This window comes from Bacillus haikouensis (genome assembly GCF_013179555.1).
Lineage (GTDB): Bacteria > Bacillota > Bacilli > Bacillales > Bacillaceae_B > Rossellomorea > Rossellomorea haikouensis_A.
The window spans coordinates 1-18,381 of the sequence record NZ_JABMCR010000064.1 but is presented as its reverse complement, the minus strand read 5'-3'; the positions used below and the strand labels follow the sequence as shown (position 1 = coordinate 18,381).

Here is an 18,381-nt window from a genome sequence, read left to right as displayed (position 1 = left end):
GCGTTCCAATTCTTCTTCACGTGTTACCTTTTTTTCTTCCTTTTTCTTTTGTTTATTGGGTTTTTTAGACATAGAAGGTCGCCCCTTTAGTTTTGGATTCAGGCCTTCTACTCCTTGTTCATGAAACTCTTTCATCCATCGTACGATTAAGGAAGGGTTGTTCAAATTGAAGTGAACCGCAGCCTCTAAATAAGAAGCACCTGTGTTTAATATAAATTGTATCGTATCTAATTTAAATTGAACAGAATACTCCTTTTTCGTCATACTTCGTTTTAACCCATCCATCCCCTGAGTTTTATAGACATTCACCCATTCACGTATAGTGGTCTGACTGCCCATATTATATTTTTTTGTCAAAGATCCATACCCGATGTTGCCTTCTAAATACTCGGTAACAAGCTTCATTTTAAATTCATAATTGTATTTAGCCATAAAAACACCCCCGAAGGTTAGATTTTTCACTCTAACTTTCGGGGGTCGGTACCAACTCCTGAACGTTTTTTCTTTCTATCATTGCTGCGCTATGATCCTAAAATCATCATGATCGATTCTGTTTATACCGTCATCAAAAACAAGACGTGTGACTAGCTTGTAAGAAATTGATTCACTGCTTGGCGGGTAAGAATCTGCAAGTCTGCATGAGAAATTGATTCTTTTACGTTCATTTACTTTCATGGTCGAAGAACTCAAAATGGTATTGTGATGAAGAATAGCTGATTTGTCACTGCTGTGATCATACTGAAGCAGCTCTGTTTCGATGCGTTTAAGCTTTTGCTCGATCCGGCCCCCGATGATTTCATATACGCCTTGAATGACTTCACCCGGCCGGTAATCTTTTTTGTTTAAAACCAAATCGATTTTTGTAGATCCGATACCGAATCTGCACATCAGTTTATTAAACATAACTGCCATTCAACCTCTCAATCATCTAGTTACCAATTCTGCACGGAGAGTTTTGGTTTCATTTATTTATAGATTCGTTTAAATTCAAATCCTATTGTAAGAGAAAGAAACAGTACTGTCCAGCCCCCTTTGTCGACAAAATTTGCATCATCTCCGCCATTTTCAAATCTAAAAAAAGATGAACATCGCTTGATTCACTTATTCTCTCAATCTTTAATAATTCGAACCAGTAATGGATAATAAAGGTAGTAAAACAGAAGCTTTTTCGATACAATATTGGCAAGGAATTATATTTTTACTAAAAAAAGGGAGTTTTATTATTGAAGGGGAAAAAGCAGAAAAATAAAAAGAAAAATACACTGCCGTTTAGAATGAATATTCTGTTTTTCGCAGTATTTGTCTTATTTACTTTATTAATTCTTAGACTCGGGATCGTCCAAATCGTACATGGAAATGATTACCTGAAAGAAGTGCAGCGGACCGAGAATGTAAAAGCAAATAACGGCAGTCCTCCCAGAGGGAAAATTTATGACCGCTACCGCAACGTCATAGTCGACAATGTACCTATGAATGCCATTACGTATACAAGGACACAATCGACAAAGCCGGAAGAGATGCTGAAGGTTGCAAGGAAGCTGGCTGAACTGATCGAGATGAAATCAGATAAAATCACCGACCGTGACAGACAGGATTTCTGGCTCCTTACTCATCCGGATGAAGCAGAAAAGCTGGTTTCAATAGAAGAAATCAAGAAACTGGAAGATAATGAAGAATTAACAAAAGATGATGTTAATAAAAAAATCTATCAAATGCAGCTTGACCGTATTACCGAAGAAAACATCCATTCATTCAATGAAGATGAAATCGAAGTACTTGCGATATTCAGGGAGTTCAATACAGGCTATGCATTATCTCCACAAATCGTTAAGAATGAGGGCGTCTCGACTGAAGAGATGGCAAGGGTGAATGAACATCTTGCCAAAATGCCCGGAGTTAACGTGACGACAGATTGGAAGAGACATTATGCAGGTGATGATACTTTACGATCCATCCTCGGTAAAGTATCATCGGCCGAGCAGGGACTTCCAAGTGAACTCGTAAACTCGTTTACAGCCAAAGGGTATGCCCTCAATGACCGGGTGGGCACAAGTTACGTAGAATCCCAGTACGAAGAGGTCCTTAAAGGGCAGAAAGAAGAAGTCGAATATATCACAAAGAACGGAAGCGTCCTTGAAGAACAGTTGGTGAAAGAAGGCCACAGCGGGAAAGATGTTGTATTGACCATTGATATGAAACTGCAGAAGGAAGTGGAGAAGATTGTGGAGGAGGAGTTGAGTAAGCAGGCTTCTCAATATTGGGAATCTCCATATCTTGATCGTGCATTTGTTGTGATGATGGATCCTCATACCGGGGAAATTATGTCAATGGTCGGAAAGAAATATGGTGAAAACGCAGATGGACAAACAAAGCTTCAGGATTACGCACTGGGCACATTCACTTCAGCTTATGAGGCTGGTTCAGCAGTGAAAGGTGCCACCGTTTTGACTGGTTATATGACAGATAAATTAAATATAGGCGATGTGTTGTATGATGCACCTATGAAAATAGGCGGGGAGCTTAAAAGCTCATGGTTTAACGCCTCACAAGGAAGTAAGTATTTATCAGATATACAAGCTTTAGAAATTTCTTCGAATGTATACATGTTTAAGACTGCATTAAAAATTGCAAATGCACCAACCTCTCACAATCAAGAGTTTGTAGATATTGATCTGGAAGCTTTTGACACTATGCGCAACCATTTTAGCCAAGTGGGATTAGGGGTAAAAACAGGTATTGATCTGCCCGGTGAAACCTATGGTCTAAAGGGCCTTGAAAAAAAACCCGGATTACTTCTCGACCTTGCAATTGGACAATATGATTTATATACCCCCATGCAGCTGGCGCAGTATGTTTCATCAATCGCAAATGACGGCTATCGCATAGAACCTCATATCATGAAAGAAATACGTGAACCATATCATGAGAAAAACAAAATCGGACCGATTGTTTACGAGAATAAACCTAAGGTCTTGAACAGAATAAATGTTTCAGAAAGAGAGCTCCAGCAGGTTCAAAATGGGTTCTACCAAGTCGCGCATGGATCCAGGGGTACCGCGCGTGTTCAATTTAGTAATGCTCCTTATAATGCTGCGGCTAAATCCGGAACCGCAGAATCATTTTATAATGGAAAAGAAACCTATAATACAACTTTAATCGGATATGCCCCGTTTGATAATCCTGAAATAGCCTATTCGGTTGTGGTGCCGTGGTCACATCAGGACACGGATCCCGGTGTCAATAAAACAATAGCCAAACGTATCATGGACAAATACTTCGAACTAAAAAAAGAAGCTGAAAAAGATGGTTTATTTGAAACATCCGTAGAGGGAGAAGTACGAAGTATGGATGACGCAGATGGCCAATCACAAGAGGAAACCGAAGAGACAGGAGAATAGAGACAGTAAGAGTGTGGGACAAAAGTGCTTTAGTCTAAGTAAAACCCGAACTAATTTGCACAAATTAGTTCGGGTTTTTTGTTCAATGTACATTTAGATTTTAGGTCTTTCCAGCGGTTGATTGAAGTGCAGGACGAAGACTGAGGAGGCTCACCAACCGCCCGAGGAAAGCGAAGTTTTGCACGGAAATTATTAGTGGTATTAGGAACATACACTGAAATTGTTCGTATTTATGTCATGGTGTATTCTTGTCCCAGCTTCTTTTCCATACGTGGTTGTTTCAAACTCATTTTTACAGTGTTTCATGAATGCACCAACCGAATTCCGAACTCTCTGAGCTGAAAGAAGCACTAAAAAAGCCAAGAACAACACAATCCATGCTTAGTGATAACATCGAGCCATCTGATCAGCTGCCTTTTTTTCGTACTATATAAGATTAAGAAATGAGAGAGGACTATTAACATAGGAAGAACGTTTTCGCTTGTGAAAGTGTCAAAGCTTTTAGTATATTGAAACTTTTCTTCCGGTAATTCGTATATAATAGTGAGTATAAGTCTTATATCCTTAACCGTAAAAGGAGAGGTAGATATGATCTGGTTCATCATTGGATTAGCTGTTTTTTTCGCAGTTATCAGCGCGGCTTTGAGACGAAAAACCTCACGCTTTCAAGATCCGAACGCCAATGAACGTCAAATTCAGGAAGAAGAACGAATCAAAGCGGGAAGCTGGTTTGGCGGAGGTCAATAATATTCGGGATGCATGAGTACTTAACATGCATCTCTTTAGTTTAAAGACGGTATATTTTTTATTAAAAGCAAGAATAGAGAGGATGGTTAATCGATGAAAACCGAAGATGACATCATTCAGTTAATTAAGAATGATGAGTGGATGATGAAAATCTTAAAAGCAGCCCAGGCTCTTAATTTGCCGGATTGCTGGGTTTGTGCAGGTTTCATCCGCACAAAGGTATGGGACACACTGCAGGGCAATAAACTCCGGTCGAAACTTGCTGATATTGACGTCGTTTATTTTGATCCTGACAATATTTTGGAAGAGAAGGAGAAGGAATATGAACAAATACTCCACACTTTGATACCTGAGGAGCCTTGGTCTGTAAAAAACCAGGCAAGAATGCATGTCATAAATGGTGAAGAACCGTATACTTCGACCATCGATGCGGTTTCCCGCTTTCCAGAAACAGCCACCTCGATTGCGGTAAAGCATAGTGATGGTAACGATGCCGATATCATCCTTGCTTCCCCATGGGGGGTTGATGATTTACTAACCATGCACATTAGGGCGACACCTTCTTTCATACAAAAGAAAGAGTTGTCAAACATATATAATGAAAGAATACATAGGAAGAAGTGGAAAGATAACTGGCCGATGGTGGAAGTACATTCCCTGAACCCATCCAGATGAATATTAATTCACAACCTCTTCATCATATCAGATGCTTTCTTTGTCATTAAACGATATACTATACGATTTTCCTGAAAAAGTGTATACTTACTTAGAGTAATTTCTCTAAGCCAATAACCAGAAGAGGTTTTGGGAATTTTAAATGAGCAGTTTTGTCTGTTTGATCTTTCAAACAGTTAGATATATATAAACATCTTTAGGAGAGTGACGTTTTTTTGGACGATATACCACTGTATTCATTGGTTTTATTGGGAGTATTAATTCTGCTTTCTGCCTTCTTCTCATCGGCAGAGACTGCTTATTCTAGTGTGAATAAGATCAGGTTAAAGAACTTTGAAGGTGACGGGGTAAAAGGAAGTAAAAAAGCTGTCTATATTGCAGATAACTTTGATAATGCACTTTCGACCATCCTCATTGGTAATAACATCGTAAATATTGCTGCAGCTAGTATCTCTGCTGGCCTTGCAGCTAAGCTCGTCGGCGGGAATGCCGGATTGGTCATCAGTACATTTGTCATGACCATTGTCATCCTCATTTTCGGTGAGATTCTGCCTAAATCATTGGCCAAAGAAAATGCGGAAGGCTGGGCATTGACGATATCCGGAATCCTTTATCTATTGATTAAGATTCTTACACCGGTCAATTTTCTGTTCATTAAGTTAAAGGAGCTTGTTTCTAAGCTGTTCTCTAAAAATGATGCGATGCCTTCAGTGACAGAAGAAGAATTAAAAGCAATGCTTGATATTAGTGAAGAAGAAGGCGTAATTGATAAAGAGGAAAGAGAATTAATTTATCGCTCAATGGACTTTGATGATATCATTGCATCGGAGGTATTAACCCCTCGAATCGATGTTAAAGCGGTAGAAGTAAATCAATCAATCGAAGAAATTAAAGAGATGTTTTTTGAAGAACGGTTCTCTCGTATCCCGGTATACGAGGATCATATCGATAATATTATCGGTATCCTGTCAGAGAAAGAGTTCTTCACACATTTATTAAAATTCGGTGAAGTAAATATCCGAGAGCTTATCCGGGATCCGATGTTTGTATTCGAATCCGCTAAGATTTCTTTACTGCTTACCAAATTACAAAAAGATAAAGTCCATATGGCGGTCGTCGTCGATGAATTCGGGGGTACTACAGGGCTGATCACATTAGAGGATATCCTGGAAGAAATAGTTGGTGAAATCTGGGATGAACAAGATGAGAAGGTTCATTCAATGACAAAAATCAATGAAGTAATGTATAAATTTGATTCTCAATATCAACTTGACGATTTCACTGAACTACTGAATGTCCCCGAGCCAGAAAGCTCTTATCACACTCTTGGAGGCTGGGTAGTGGAAAGTTTCGAGGATATACCGACTGAAGGGGAAAGCTTCAAATACGAACACTTAAAGATCACAGTGGATGAAGTGGATAACCGCAGGGTTCGTACAATTAAAGTGGACATCCTTGAGCAAACGACAGAAGACCTATTACAGTCATAGACCTGCTGATAAATAAAGGTAAAAAACATTCAACATTGTGTAAAAATAACAGGCAGTCCATTGCCTGTTATTTTTTTAAGAAAAACAGTAAGGAGATTTTACATATATGAATCAACATGAATCTGACCAATACTTACTCCAAGAGCTTGAAGTCGTTGCTAAATGGGAAAAAGATCAGAAAGGGCTGTGGTTCTGGGAGAAAATCGGCAGGGTACCTTTTTTGATTCTTGATCGCATAACGCCAAAAATGGTACATAAAAAAGTAGGACAGGCCCTTGATGAAATCGGAAGCTTCATCCAAAAAGGAGGAAGCTATTTGACCAGCGAAAAAGAAGTAATGAAAAGAGTTCGTAAATTAACGGATGACGATGAAATTTCGATTGATTCCCTTAAGGAACAGCCATTGGCATTGATGGATGATATCAGCGAAGCAATCGTCCAATCCAGAAAGAAAGTGGCAATGACCCAAGGTGCCACAACAGGAATTGGAGGATTCCTAACGTTAAGCATCGATATCCCGTTCATTTTGGGTATCTCATTGAAAACTCTCCAGGAAATTGCCTTAAGTTATGGATATGATCCGAAAGAACAGCGCGAGAGAATCTTTATCATCAAATGCCTTCAATTTGTTTCTTCTGACATTGTCGGGAAACAGGCGATTCTTCAGGAATTATCGGATTTTAACACTTCCGATCCTGAAAAACGGGACCAGACACTTTCGCAGCTTCAAGGATGGAGAGAAGTCATGATCAGCTTCAGGGATAATTTCGGATGGAAAAAACTATTTCAAATGATTCCGATTGCCGGCATACTATTCGGTTCATTAATCAATAAATCAATGATGCAAGACATAGGAGAGGCGGGACGTATGCTTTACAGAAAGCGCCGCATTCTAGAAAAACTGGAGAAGAAGCAGAAGGCAGACAAGTAGTATGACAAGGAAAGCTCTTTGTAACTGATTTAAAGATACTAAAAAAGGGAGACGGAGCAGTTGAATAAACGGCTACCGCATAAATTCAGGCATATTAAATGCATGGGGTAAGCGTCTGATTCCGGAACTGGAATGGTTTTATTCCCAAAAGAGAGTTCCAGGGGTAGAAATGGTTTCTATGTCATCTTTAGTACGATCTTCAATTCCTTTAGACATCCGGACGTCTTATGGGACATGGTCATTAAGCAATGAAACGAAGTATTACACGAAAATGAGCCCCAAGTCATTTTCGAACCTGCCTGCACCCCTTCAATCCGAAATTATCAGGCAGCAATGGGAGACGGGGAGGGGCTGGTGTTTGAACTTGAAGATCTTATGAAACTTACAGAAAAACCCAGACATTCATTCACTGCCATTTCATTAGCTGACAGCAAACAAATTATTTTGTTGCACCTTCCTGTTTGGGAGTCTTTTACTGAAAGAGAGCATCATCATTTTCTAGTAAACCACGGAGCTCTTTGGGTACATGATGCAGCACTATGGGATAAGGTAGCGAAGGACAGTCAAAATGAAATGAAAAAGAACTATCCGCATCTCATGAGAAGAGTCGATATGTTCCCATTTTCTAACGGTCCAAATTGTTTGGCTGCAGTTGCCGCAGCTATCACCCGGAATGAGGCATTTATTAATACATGGATGAAAGAGGAAGAGTTTTTGGGAGTCCTTAAGGAAGAGAACTATGTGCCTTGCGGGTCTGAAAGCCTTACTGAAGGTGATGTACTTATGGTTTAACGATGCGGACCAAGTCATTCATTCCTGTTTTGTACTAAATAACGAATTCGCTTTCAATAAACAAGGGCAAACTATGTTCCATCCATGGCAGATACTCAGAGTTCCTGATATTGTCAAAAGCTGGAAACATTCAGGTACTTACACCATAAAATATGTAAAAACCAATTAATGCAGCAAAAGCGAGGGACGGTGTCATTTGCATACTAATGGCACCCGTCCCTAAACTTCGTTAGTTGATTAAATTGTTATCCTTCTTCCGAATGATCGTCTTTGTTAAACCACAGCGGGTCATCGTTGTCGACTTCACCGTTGTAATTGATGAGTAGTTCTTCTCCTGCTTTAATATCTTTGTAAGCATAAAAATCAAACGTGTGGTTATCGAAATTTATCTCGTAAATCGTATTTGGGGTATAGGAATGGTTAAACAGCATACCATAGCCCAATAGCAACGCCGTATGATTGATACCATATTCGAAAACATAATCCGCAAGAAACGTTTTTTCGATATGTTCGTGCTCTTCATTCGGGTATGGGATTACAGGTGCTTCATGTACAAGCTCACCTTTAGTGATATCCCTCTTTGCAAAAACGCCTCTATTCAAATCACCGTCACTCAGTGAGGATAGCTTCACTTCAATCATTTTTTACACCTTCTCCTTAAAGTTTTAACCTAGTAAGCTTGTCATTAATCGGGAGAGAAAGCAACTGTTTTGATAAGTAATGGGAAAAAAGAAAGTTCATTCACCGATTTACTAACATGGCTTTAAAAAAAGTATGTCATTCCTTTTCCGTCTTTAAAACAACTTTTCGAAAAAACCGCCGATATTTCTTGCACTTCTGACAAACCAGTTTGCTTTCTCAACAGAAGCGGCCGCGTGTACATCAACTACCATTTTTTGTTCGAGATCGTCTAGAATGTACTCATTTTTTTCTTTTTTTTCTAAAGTGAGTTCACCGATTTTTTCGCCTTTTTTTATTGGAGCCTGAATTTCTCCGTCTTCGTTTAGTTTATCCAGTTTCAACGTCACTTTTGTTTTGCTGACCTCGTCTTTTGGCATCCGGACCTCCAGTGGTTTTTCCAATGCCATCTCTACTTCTTTCACTTTCCCGTCCTTAACAGGAAGTATCTTGTCCTCTACTGCATCATCCAAGTTGAACTGAACGGATTTAACTTGATCAAAGCCATAATCGAGAAGCTCTCCCGTTTGAATGAAACGTTCTGCACTGCTTGGCAGGCCATGTTCATCTTTTGCATCCAGAATGACGCTTATGTACCTTACATCATTACGTTCAGCTGTTCCCGTAAACGTTGAGCCTGCAAATGGTGTGGTCCCTGTCTTTAGTCCGTCTGCACCTTTATAGGCATAGGTACGGCCTTCCAACATCGCATTCGTGTTCTTCATCAAATATTCTTCAGCCGTTCCTTTTCTGAAGTACTTATAACTGGCTCCTGATGTTTTAAGTACTTCAGGATAATCTTTGATCAAGTGATAGGCAAGCGTTGCCATATCCTCTGCAGATACCATGTTTTCGTCATTTACACCAGTTCCTTCGGGATGCATGCCGAGCATATCGTAATTACTCAAACCGCTTGAGTTGACAAACTGGTAATGTTCCAAGCCAAGCTCATTTGCTTTGTCGTTCATTCGATTCACAAATTTCCCTTCACTGCCTGCAACAACTTCAGAGAGGGCAATGGCTGCACCGTTCCCCGATTTGATTACCATCGCCTCATATAATTCCTTTACAGTATAGGATTGATCAGCGCGCAAAGGGACATTGCTCAGGCCAGGTGCATTGGCAAGCAGATATACTTTATCACTGACCGTATACGTATCCGTCCAATTAATTTCTCCTTTATCGATTGCTTCTAGTACGAGATATTCTGTCATCATCTTCGTCATGGAAGCAATGCCCAGAAGTTGATCTTCGTTATGTTTTTCAACGATTTTTCCTGTATCTGCATTCACTAATATAGCAGCATCTGCATTGATTTTTATTTTTGACTCTCCGTGGGCCGTTCCTTCGGGTGAGGAGAATGCCAGTAAAGATATCATTACGACAGATAGACTCTGTTTCATTCTGACTTTTTTCAAACCATTACCTCCAGGTGAAATTTTTCACAACTAAATTATTTTAACATAGAAAAGTGAAAGCATAGGGAGGATTATTCAAGTCACAGAATTGTAAAATAACGATTGCTAAATAAAAGTAAAATGTTACCATTATTTTGTAGAGATAAAAACATATAGATGGAAGGTGAAAGCGCTCACTCACAAATTATTTACATCATTCTATTTTATCCCTCAAGCCATAATAGCCTACAACATTTTGTATCCCGTCATTTGGGAGCCTGCAGAAGGTTTCACGACAACGCTTTCAGAGAGGATGATTATTGAAATTCTTGTTCTGGCTATTATTATCGCCCCCACTACATCCATTCTCATTTCAAATGAAACGGAACAAGTTCTTGGTGAGGAGTTTATTACATCAGCAAAAGTGCTCGGCGGAAGTTCCTTTTTTATTTTTTATAAACACTTGATGCCTCACTTGAAGACGCGGCTGTTTGTAATCTATCCGAAGATTGTTATTCAAACTCTTCTCATCATGGCTCATTTAGGTTTTTTTACCCTGTTTTTCGGAGGGACGGATGTGTGTTACACACCCTATTGCCATCCACCCAAACCGATCATTCAGGAATGGTCGGGGATGATGGGCACGAATTATCATGAGATAGGCCTCTCCTGGTGGATTTTCATGGCACCGATGATCAGTTTCTCTATGACGATCCTATTGCTTAACGGAATAGCAAAATGCATTGAGGGATTAATGGATACTGCAGTATATAATATAAGAAGAGTTTCAATCAAAAAAGGGGAAGTATCGGAGAACAGAGGAACATCGTTTGGGCCGGAACGATTTTTATTTAGTAAAAGAGCAGGAAATAGAAAGGAAGAGAAGTTCTAAAAGAAGTTACTGGAAAATACTTCTTGTTCCAAAGCTTGCAATCTGTTAATATTTTAAAAACAGTTCAAGGGGTTGGTACAAATGATCACATATCCTTTACTTAATAAAAACGCAAAAATAGGCGTCATGTCACCATCTTCAGGTGTGCCTGCTGAACTTCATCATTTATTGGATCAATCCTCTAACCGGATTAAAAAGAAAGGGTATTCGGTCTCATTCGGTGAAACTGCGTGGACCCAGGAAAAAGCGAAGGCTGCTAGTGCGGACGTCAGGGCTTCAGAGTTTATGAAGATGATGAGTGATGATGCCATTGGCATCGTCATACCTCCTTGGGGAGGAGAGCTTATATTAGAGATTCTCGAGTTATTGGATTTTGAAAACATAAAGAATAAATGGGTTTTAGGTTATTCAGATACAAGTGCATTATTATTCGCTATTACTGTGAAGACTGGTATTGCCACTGCACATGGAACAAACTTTATCGATTTGAGAGGGGAATATTGGGATGAAACAACTGCGATGTGGGAAAAAACATTGTTTACTCCCAAGGGAGGATCTATTATTCAAACCTCTTCAGAGAAATTCCAGAAAGAGTGGAGTCACGACCAACCATCACCTTTTGTATTTCATCTAACTGAACCAACCAGATGGAATACGGTATCACGTAAGAATGAAAGACTAGAGGGACGCCTTCTGGGGGGATGTATCGATATCATCCAGCATTTAGCGGGTACAGAGTTTGGTGATATCACTGCCTTTCAGGAGAAACACTTGGGGAATGAACCGATTCTTTGGTATTTTGAAAACTGTGATTTAACCTCTACCGGACTTCGACGGGCACTAATTGGCTTAAAACTGTCCGGATGGTTTAATCACTGCTCAGGGGTCATGTTTGGGAGAAGTGCTGCCAACACTCCTGTCAATGGGTATCATGTAGAAGAAGTATATAATGAATTATCCATGGAACTTAAGGTGCCTGTTGTCTTTGACATTGATTGCGGACATCAGCCACCTCAAATGACATTCATAAATGGCGCATATGCCGAAGTTGAAATAGCAGAAGGGAAAGGGATCTTGAAACAATTCTTCAATTAGATAGAAACTTACAATTGATATTTGATAGTAGTCAATCCAGAAGACTATTATCTTTGTCTTCAGAAAAAGAACGAAGAATGAAAATGTTCCTCGTTCTTTTTCGGCCTTATAAAAATAACACCATATATTCTTCGTCAAAGTATTCTTCTCTGTATTTTAGCGCCCTCTTTTCAACTCCAAATGAAATGAAGTCCATTGATATATATAATCCCTTTGCTGAAAGATTCGTTGTGACGACTGTGAGGTTTATTTGTTCCAGTTCTTTAAGTTCCCTTGCCTTAAGAATGGCTTTTTCCATCAATGCCCTGGCAACCCCATTCGATCTGAATTCCGGGGTTACGTACATACCAAAGATAGATGCTTTATGTTTCATTTTTTCAGCTGCTTCAGGGACCAGAATCAACATTCCGACAAGCTTGCCTTCCACAAAAGCACCATATGTATAATTTTCACGCTGATCGAGTCTTGCTGCCGTATGTTCGACCGGATTCTTTCTGGCAATTGTTTCTTCATAGCTTGCGCCGAATGCCTCAGGGTTTGTTTGAAGTGCCTCAAGCCTCAACTGAAGATAGGCCTCTGCGTGCGACCTGTCCAATCGTAATACTTCCATTATTTACAACCTCTCTCCATAAAGTGTTATGATAGTAGAACATATGATATTCCTAATTAGAAACATTCGACAGAAATTTGAGAAAATCCTTTTAAGACAAAGGGGGTAAAAAATTGAGCACAAATCAATGTTTGGGATGCCGGCTTGCCAATAAAGAACAGGATGTTCATCTGATCTATGAAAACGATAAACTAAGCTGCATAATGGATCATGATCCATTTAATACGGGTCATGTGATGATCATTCCGAAGGAACACTTGGAAGAAGGCAGTGAGTTTAACGAAGAAATGAACCTTTCTGTAATGAGAGCCGTTCAACTGGTATCAAAAGCCATCAATGGAATATACAACCCGGATGGTATCACGATTTGCCAGAACGGGGGCATCTTCAGTGAATTGACTCATTATCACATGCATGTGGTACCGAGGTACATAGGACAGAATTTTGCCGAATTCTATCAAGAAGACGGAGTTATTGATGAACCCGAGGAACCTCTTGAAACGACAAACGAGAAAATGAAAACCTATATTGAAAGTTTAGTTGAAAAGGAGTATCAAAATGAATCTGAATAAAGATTTTCAAAGAAAATTGGACCAATATGCTGAACTTGCAGTGAAAGTGGGAGTAAATGTGCAAAAGGGCCAGGATTTGTGGGTAGCAGCACCTCTCGGCACAGAAGAACTTGTGAGGAAAATTGTCAGGCACGCTTATATGGCAGGTGCGAAAAGTGTACACGTACAGTGGGAAGATGAAGATATCATCCGTATGCAATATGAACTTGCTCCGGATGAAACTTTCCATGAATTTCCCATTTGGCTGTCCGACGCCCATGAATGGGTGGTCGATCGGAAAGGGGCATTTCTGCAGATCGAAGCGAATGATCCTGATTTACTAAAAGGAATCGATCCGAATCGGATACAGGATTTTGAAAAAGCCAAAGGGTTTGCTCTGGACCGCTTCTTTGAGGCGATTGACACTGATTCCATCAGCTGGTCGATCATCGCCGTGCCGTCCAGGAAGTGGGCTGGAAAAGTATTCCCGCATTTGAAACAGGAAGAGCAGATGGAAGCACTTTGGGACCGAATTTTCTCCTCGGTTCGTGTTGGCTGCGACGATCCTGTATCAGAATGGCGAAGCCATATTGATACATTGAAGAAAAAAGCCAATGAGCTTAATGAGCTGAAATTATCGGGCCTTCACTATACAGCAGAAGGTACCGATCTTACAATTGAGCTTCACGAAGATCATCTCTGGCTTACAGGAGCGAGTACTACACCAACCGGTACTGATTTCATCGCCAATATGCCCACAGAGGAAGTTTATACCGTACCTGTCAAAACAGGAGTGAACGGAACAGTGAAAAGTACAAAGCCACTAGCATACAACGGAAACGTAATAGAAGAACTCACTATCACATTTGAAAAAGGTAAAATTGTAGAATTTAATGCCAGGGAAGGTTTGGATGTTTTAGCAAAACTGATTGAAACGGATGAAGGTTCCTCCTATTTAGGAGAAGTCGCACTCGTTCCACATCAATCACCTATATCTGATACAGGTATTCTTTTCTTCAACACATTATTTGATGAAAATGCCTCGAATCATTTAGCGATCGGTTCCGCCTATCCCACCTGCATAAAGGAAGGGAATGTCCTTCCAGACGAAGCAAAAGAAGAAAAGGGCTTGAATGAAAGCATCGTCCATGAAGATTTCATGATCGGTTCCGCCCATATGAACATAGATGGAATCCTTCAAGATGGCAGAAAGGTGGCGATCTTTAGAAATGGAAACTGGGCATTTTAATCATTCGTGAGAGGACAGCGGAAACTCAGTTCTCCTTTATTAGGATGGATGGAAGGAGTCGATAGGAATTGATTTATGAATTGACGGTACAGATCCGTGTCCCAAATATGCAAGAAGGACGATTGTGGTATGGAACATTATTGAATAGAGAACCTGATTTTGTGCCTCATGAAGGATTTGCCGAGTGGGAACTGCTGCCTGGATGCTGGCTGCAGGTAGCAGAAGGTAAGCCTGCTACTGGAAGCGGACCCATCCGTTTAGGAGTAGCAGACCTGGAGGCGGAGAAGAATCGCTTGATTCACTTACTCGGAGTTGAAGACTTTAGCATTCATTCAAGAGAAGAAGTACCTGTCAAATGGGCAACTTTTAAGGATCCATGGGGGAATGGCATCGGCCTTTTTCAATACTTGGACCAGCAGGAAATCCAGAAAAGGATCGTGACTATACTGGGGAGACATATCCAATGAGTCTATATTCGTTATCTCAGCTATTCAAGACCTTTGCATAACCAGAATGCAACAATCGAGCCCTTTATATGAGCATCTTGCCATAGAAATACCAAAAAAAGATGCCGTCTGCCACTTCCATACACATGCAGCCAGCCACATACCCGAAGAATCTAAAAGAGAGCTTCAAACAAAGGTCAAAGAAATAGGAAAGAATCGAGATATGTTTCATCTATATAATAATATCAGGGATCGAAAGCTTCATCTGGATTGTTTTATTAACGGAAAAGAAGAATGTTATGTGATCGGAAAACAAATGGACATGGAAAATGGTTTGATTGGAATATGACGAAAGAAAATACTTCCAATTGATTTCAATAATGAAAATAGTTAATCTAAATTCACAAAAAGGAGCAGCATCGTATGAAAGAAAAGGAGAGGTTGGTAAAACCTGCTGTTGAACTTAAAGAAGAATACTTAGACTTTTATCTTGAGTGGAAAACTTCCGGTGAAGACATGACTCCAAGAGTAATCAAAAAAGATCCCACTCATTTTGATGAAATGATTCAATCTTTGCATGATGCTGAAAAAGGGGAAAACCTTCCGGCTGGGTGGGTCCCGGTTTCCACCTATTGGTTGTTGATAGATAATAACCGCATAGCAGGTGTGGTAAACATCCGTCACAGTCTGACTGAAAACCTGTTGAACATAGGTGGACATATCGGTTATGGCATCAGGCCTTCAGAAAGAAGAAAAGGGTATGCAACAAAACTCCTTTCACTTACTTTGGAAAAAACAAAAGAACTGGGAATCAAGAAATCTTTGGTGGTTTGTGATAAATGGAATGAAGGTTCTAAACGGACAATCATAAACAATGGAGGTATACCTGATCGTGACTTTATCGAGGAAGACGGAAATGTGATTTTGCGTTTTTGGATTGATACGGAGGGAAACGATGATAATAAATAATGCAGGGCGACAATTTGTGGGCTTCAACCCGATGACCGAAAATGAAATAGAACTATATCACCCGATTGCGGGTTCTTTTGCCATTGTCGATAAAGACGGCAGCTACTTATTGTGTTATAACGTTTACAGGAACCAGTGGGAGCTGCCTGCAGGAAAAAGGGAACTTGGAGAAACATATGAAGAATGTGCAATCAGGGAATTATTTGAAGAAACAGGTCAGAGCCTCGAATCCATGGAGTTCAAAGGGCTGATGAAAATCAAAAATGTCAAAGGAATGATTCAATATAATCCAGTCTATTACTCAAAGGTGGAAACGATTCAACCCTTCATTGAAAATAATGAAACGAATGATATAATGCTTTGGAATCCGGGAATGGAATTAAATGAATATGATGAAATTGACCTTTATCTAATACAAGCTTATTTATTTTTATAAACAATAAAATTGCCGAAAATAATTTGGCAATTTTTTTAATGCGGGAATAAATAGGAAAGAACATGAAAGTATTAATTGACAAAACTACACAAAATAGAAATAATGTGAATAATACTGCATTCTGAACTAGAGTGAATGAGAAGGAAGGAAGAAGGAATGTTTTCTGAAGAGAGAAGAGAAAAGATATTAGAACAAGTAGAAAGTCTCGGACGGGTATTAGCTAAAGATCTTGCCCAGAAATATGGTGTTTCCATTGATTCAATTCGAAGGGATTTATCGATCATGGAAGACGAGGGGTTATTGAAACGAACACACGGTGGTGCTATTCCCCATCCTAAAGCGCGTAATAAACCTCAACATCGTTTAAATCGATACGGGGAAGGTGACGTTCGTCAACATTCAATTGCGAAAGTAGCTGTACAGTATATCAAAGCAGACGAAACTGTTTTCTTCGGTGGATCTTCCATACATTATGTGATGTTGAAATACATACCTAAAAATGTCGCCTTCACTGTCGTAACCAATTCTGTAGAAATTGCTTATCAACTTAGAGATTTTGCAAATGTGGAAACGTACCTGATCGGCGGTATGGTGAAAAGTTCTGGAAATATCACAGACAGCCTGGCAAATGAATGTGCAAAGCAATTCACCGTGGACGTCAACTTTGCAACAGCCGGAGGATTATCCACCCGCGGTCTCAGCCTGGCTACACCTGAAGTGGCGATTTTCCACCAAACAATTTTAACTAATGCAAGATTAAACATCGTGTTGATAGAAAGCTTCAAAATTGGCTCTGATCTGTTTGCAGGAATGACTTCCCCATTGTCAAAACTGGACCTCGTTATCACTGATGATGAAGCAATTGAAGACAAAATTGAACAGCTCCATTCGAATGGAGTAAAGACGATTATAGCAGAGAGAGAAGATCATTAAGTTAAACTAAGCGGGCAATTATATAAGGATATGTTACAATTACTTCTTATATAGATAACATAATCAAGAAGGTGAACCAATGAGCTTTGAAGGACAAAAAATACTCCCTGCAATACGTTCGATGAAGGACTTTGATAAAATGCTTGAGACATCATTTGAATATGGTGTCTTTCTTGATCTACACGTCGGTATGCTAAAAAGTGTGTTCCAATATGCAAAGCAGCAAAACCGGAAGATGTTCCTGCACATAGACCTCATTCACGGACTTGCGAATGATGAATACGGTGCGGAATACATCTGTCAGGAAGTCAAGCCGTACGGAATCATATCCACCAAAGGAAATGTGATTAGAAAGGCGCGTCAAAAAGGTGTATATGCCACACAGAGAATGTTCGTCATTGACTCGAGTGCCATGAACCGAAGTATTGAATTCATACATAAAACCGAACCCGATTACATTGAAGTGCTTCCTGGAGTCGTTCCGAAGATCATAAAGGAAATTCGCGAGAAAACCGGAAAGCCTATATTTGCAGGTGGTTTAATTGAAACGATCGAAGAAGTCGAAGATGCCATTGCAGCCGGAGCTACCGCAATCACAACTTCCGACCGTGCGTTATGGAAGCATTTTGACAGAAACTGATTCTCCCTGCTTGAAATAAAACGGACTGACAACCATTGACAACGTTTTCATTTCTGGGTATGATAGGAAACAAGTTAATACATTGTGTAAAGAGACGAAGAGACTTACGTGAATTCTGCCTTTTAGGGGCCTTTTACGTAATGTCTCTTTTTTTTGTTCTTAAAACGGACTTTATGACGGGAATCAGTTTTCCATTCAAAAATTGGGGATATATATACTTGTAGTCCCAACCTGCAGCAGTTTATGAAAAGGTTCTCTTTCACAATAGTTCAATTGGAAATGAGGGAGTAAACATGACAGCTTTTTTAGGAGAAGTCATCGGTACAGCACTACTTATTATTTTTGGAGCAGGCGTATGCGCAAACGTGAATTTAACAAAATCATTTGCCTATAATTCCGGATGGATCGTCATTACATTCGGTTGGGGACTTGGAGTTGCAATGAGCGTATAT

The 18,381-nt window shown here is 39.8% G+C and carries 21 protein-coding genes and 1 pseudogene; 17 read left to right on the top strand and 5 right to left on the bottom strand.

Going from position 1 to position 18,381, the window contains the following annotated elements:
* Both HP456_RS08450 and HP456_RS08445 read right to left on the bottom strand, forming a co-directional pair.
* On the bottom strand, positions 1-432 hold a 432-nt coding region (locus HP456_RS08450; protein WP_172249989.1), incomplete at its 3' end, for a helix-turn-helix domain-containing protein.
* Positions 433-510: 78 nt separating this feature from the next.
* Positions 511-912: a sporulation protein gene (locus tag HP456_RS08445; protein WP_172249987.1), complete on the bottom strand. Its 402-nt coding sequence runs from the start codon at positions 910-912 to the stop codon at positions 511-513.
* A gap of 362 nt (positions 913-1,274) precedes the next feature.
* Here HP456_RS08445 and HP456_RS08440 point away from each other — a divergent pair, with 362 nt between their 5' ends.
* From HP456_RS08440 to HP456_RS08415, 6 genes are all read left to right on the top strand, one after another.
* Positions 1,275-3,398: a peptidoglycan D,D-transpeptidase FtsI family protein gene (locus HP456_RS08440; RefSeq protein ID WP_172249993.1), complete on the top strand. Its 2,124-nt coding sequence runs from the start codon at positions 1,275-1,277 to the stop codon at positions 3,396-3,398.
* A gap of 588 nt (positions 3,399-3,986) precedes the next feature.
* Positions 3,987-4,145, top strand: coding sequence for a hypothetical protein (locus tag HP456_RS08435; RefSeq protein ID WP_172249985.1), 159 nt, complete (start codon positions 3,987-3,989; stop codon positions 4,143-4,145).
* Between the two features lie 93 nt (positions 4,146-4,238).
* Positions 4,239-4,820 carry a nucleotidyltransferase family protein gene (locus HP456_RS08430; RefSeq protein WP_172249983.1) on the top strand — a complete coding sequence of 194 codons (582 nt, stop codon included), beginning with the start codon at positions 4,239-4,241 and terminating at the stop codon, positions 4,818-4,820.
* A 215-nt stretch (positions 4,821-5,035) separates the two neighbouring features.
* Positions 5,036-6,310: a hemolysin family protein gene (locus tag HP456_RS08425; RefSeq protein WP_172249981.1), complete on the top strand. Its 1,275-nt coding sequence runs from the start codon at positions 5,036-5,038 to the stop codon at positions 6,308-6,310.
* A 106-nt stretch (positions 6,311-6,416) separates the two neighbouring features.
* Entirely contained in the window at positions 6,417-7,241 is an 825-nt protein-coding gene (locus HP456_RS08420) for an EcsC family protein (RefSeq protein ID WP_172249979.1), read from the top strand.
* A 354-nt stretch (positions 7,242-7,595) separates the two neighbouring features.
* The gene (locus HP456_RS08415; protein ID WP_172249977.1) at positions 7,596-8,033 is read left to right on the top strand and encodes a hypothetical protein; all 438 of its coding nucleotides are present in this window, start codon (positions 7,596-7,598) and stop codon (positions 8,031-8,033) included.
* 245 nt (positions 8,034-8,278) lie between these two features.
* On the opposite strand, the gene HP456_RS08410 is transcribed toward HP456_RS08415, so the two are convergent.
* A complete protein-coding gene (locus HP456_RS08410; RefSeq protein ID WP_172249975.1) occupies positions 8,279-8,674 on the bottom strand; it encodes an SET domain-containing protein in 396 nt (131 codons plus the stop codon).
* A 153-nt stretch (positions 8,675-8,827) separates the two neighbouring features.
* Positions 8,828-10,129 (bottom strand): D-alanyl-D-alanine carboxypeptidase family protein, encoded by a 1,302-nt coding sequence (locus HP456_RS08405; RefSeq protein ID WP_246288879.1) that lies wholly within the window; start codon positions 10,127-10,129, stop codon positions 8,828-8,830.
* 292 nt (positions 10,130-10,421) lie between these two features.
* Between HP456_RS08405 and HP456_RS08400 the strand changes: the two genes are divergently transcribed.
* On the top strand, positions 10,422-11,000 hold the full coding sequence (locus tag HP456_RS08400; protein WP_172249973.1) for a hypothetical protein: 579 nt from the start codon (positions 10,422-10,424) through the stop codon (positions 10,998-11,000).
* An 81-nt stretch (positions 11,001-11,081) separates the two neighbouring features.
* Positions 11,082-12,095, top strand: coding sequence for a S66 family peptidase (locus HP456_RS08395; RefSeq protein WP_172249971.1), 1,014 nt, complete (start codon positions 11,082-11,084; stop codon positions 12,093-12,095).
* Between the two features lie 106 nt (positions 12,096-12,201).
* Here HP456_RS08395 and HP456_RS08390 read toward each other — a convergent pair whose 3' ends face one another.
* Positions 12,202-12,705, bottom strand: coding sequence for a GNAT family N-acetyltransferase (locus tag HP456_RS08390; RefSeq protein WP_172249969.1), 504 nt, complete (start codon positions 12,703-12,705; stop codon positions 12,202-12,204).
* 113 nt (positions 12,706-12,818) lie between these two features.
* Between HP456_RS08390 and HP456_RS08385 the strand changes: the two genes are divergently transcribed.
* The 9 genes and pseudogenes from HP456_RS08385 to HP456_RS08345 all read left to right on the top strand — a co-directional run.
* On the top strand, positions 12,819-13,277 hold the full coding sequence (locus tag HP456_RS08385; RefSeq protein WP_172249967.1) for an HIT family protein: 459 nt from the start codon (positions 12,819-12,821) through the stop codon (positions 13,275-13,277).
* The gene (locus tag HP456_RS08380) at positions 13,264-14,505 is read left to right on the top strand and encodes an aminopeptidase (protein WP_172249965.1); all 1,242 of its coding nucleotides are present in this window, start codon (positions 13,264-13,266) and stop codon (positions 14,503-14,505) included. The genes HP456_RS08385 and HP456_RS08380 overlap by 14 nt, the downstream gene beginning before the upstream one ends.
* 68 nt (positions 14,506-14,573) lie before the next feature.
* On the top strand, positions 14,574-14,972 hold the full coding sequence (locus HP456_RS08375) for a VOC family protein (protein ID WP_172249963.1): 399 nt from the start codon (positions 14,574-14,576) through the stop codon (positions 14,970-14,972).
* A 46-nt stretch (positions 14,973-15,018) separates the two neighbouring features.
* Positions 15,019-15,300 (top strand): DUF2332 family protein, encoded by a 282-nt coding sequence (locus HP456_RS08370; RefSeq protein ID WP_172249961.1) that lies wholly within the window; start codon positions 15,019-15,021, stop codon positions 15,298-15,300.
* Positions 15,301-15,374: 74 nt separating this feature from the next.
* A complete protein-coding gene (locus HP456_RS08365) occupies positions 15,375-15,920 on the top strand; it encodes a GNAT family N-acetyltransferase (protein ID WP_172249959.1) in 546 nt (181 codons plus the stop codon).
* Positions 15,907-16,356: an NUDIX hydrolase gene (locus tag HP456_RS08360; RefSeq protein WP_172249957.1), complete on the top strand. Its 450-nt coding sequence runs from the start codon at positions 15,907-15,909 to the stop codon at positions 16,354-16,356. Before HP456_RS08365 ends, HP456_RS08360 begins: the two co-directional genes overlap by 14 nt.
* Positions 16,357-16,512: 156 nt before the next feature.
* Positions 16,513-17,289, top strand: coding sequence for a DeoR/GlpR family DNA-binding transcription regulator (locus HP456_RS08355; protein WP_172249955.1), 777 nt, complete (start codon positions 16,513-16,515; stop codon positions 17,287-17,289).
* Positions 17,290-17,368: 79 nt separating this feature from the next.
* A complete protein-coding gene (locus tag HP456_RS08350; protein WP_172249953.1) occupies positions 17,369-17,929 on the top strand; it encodes a glycerol-3-phosphate responsive antiterminator in 561 nt (186 codons plus the stop codon).
* A gap of 293 nt (positions 17,930-18,222) precedes the next feature.
* Positions 18,223-18,381: pseudogene (locus HP456_RS08345) on the top strand (aquaporin); the annotation flags it as partial.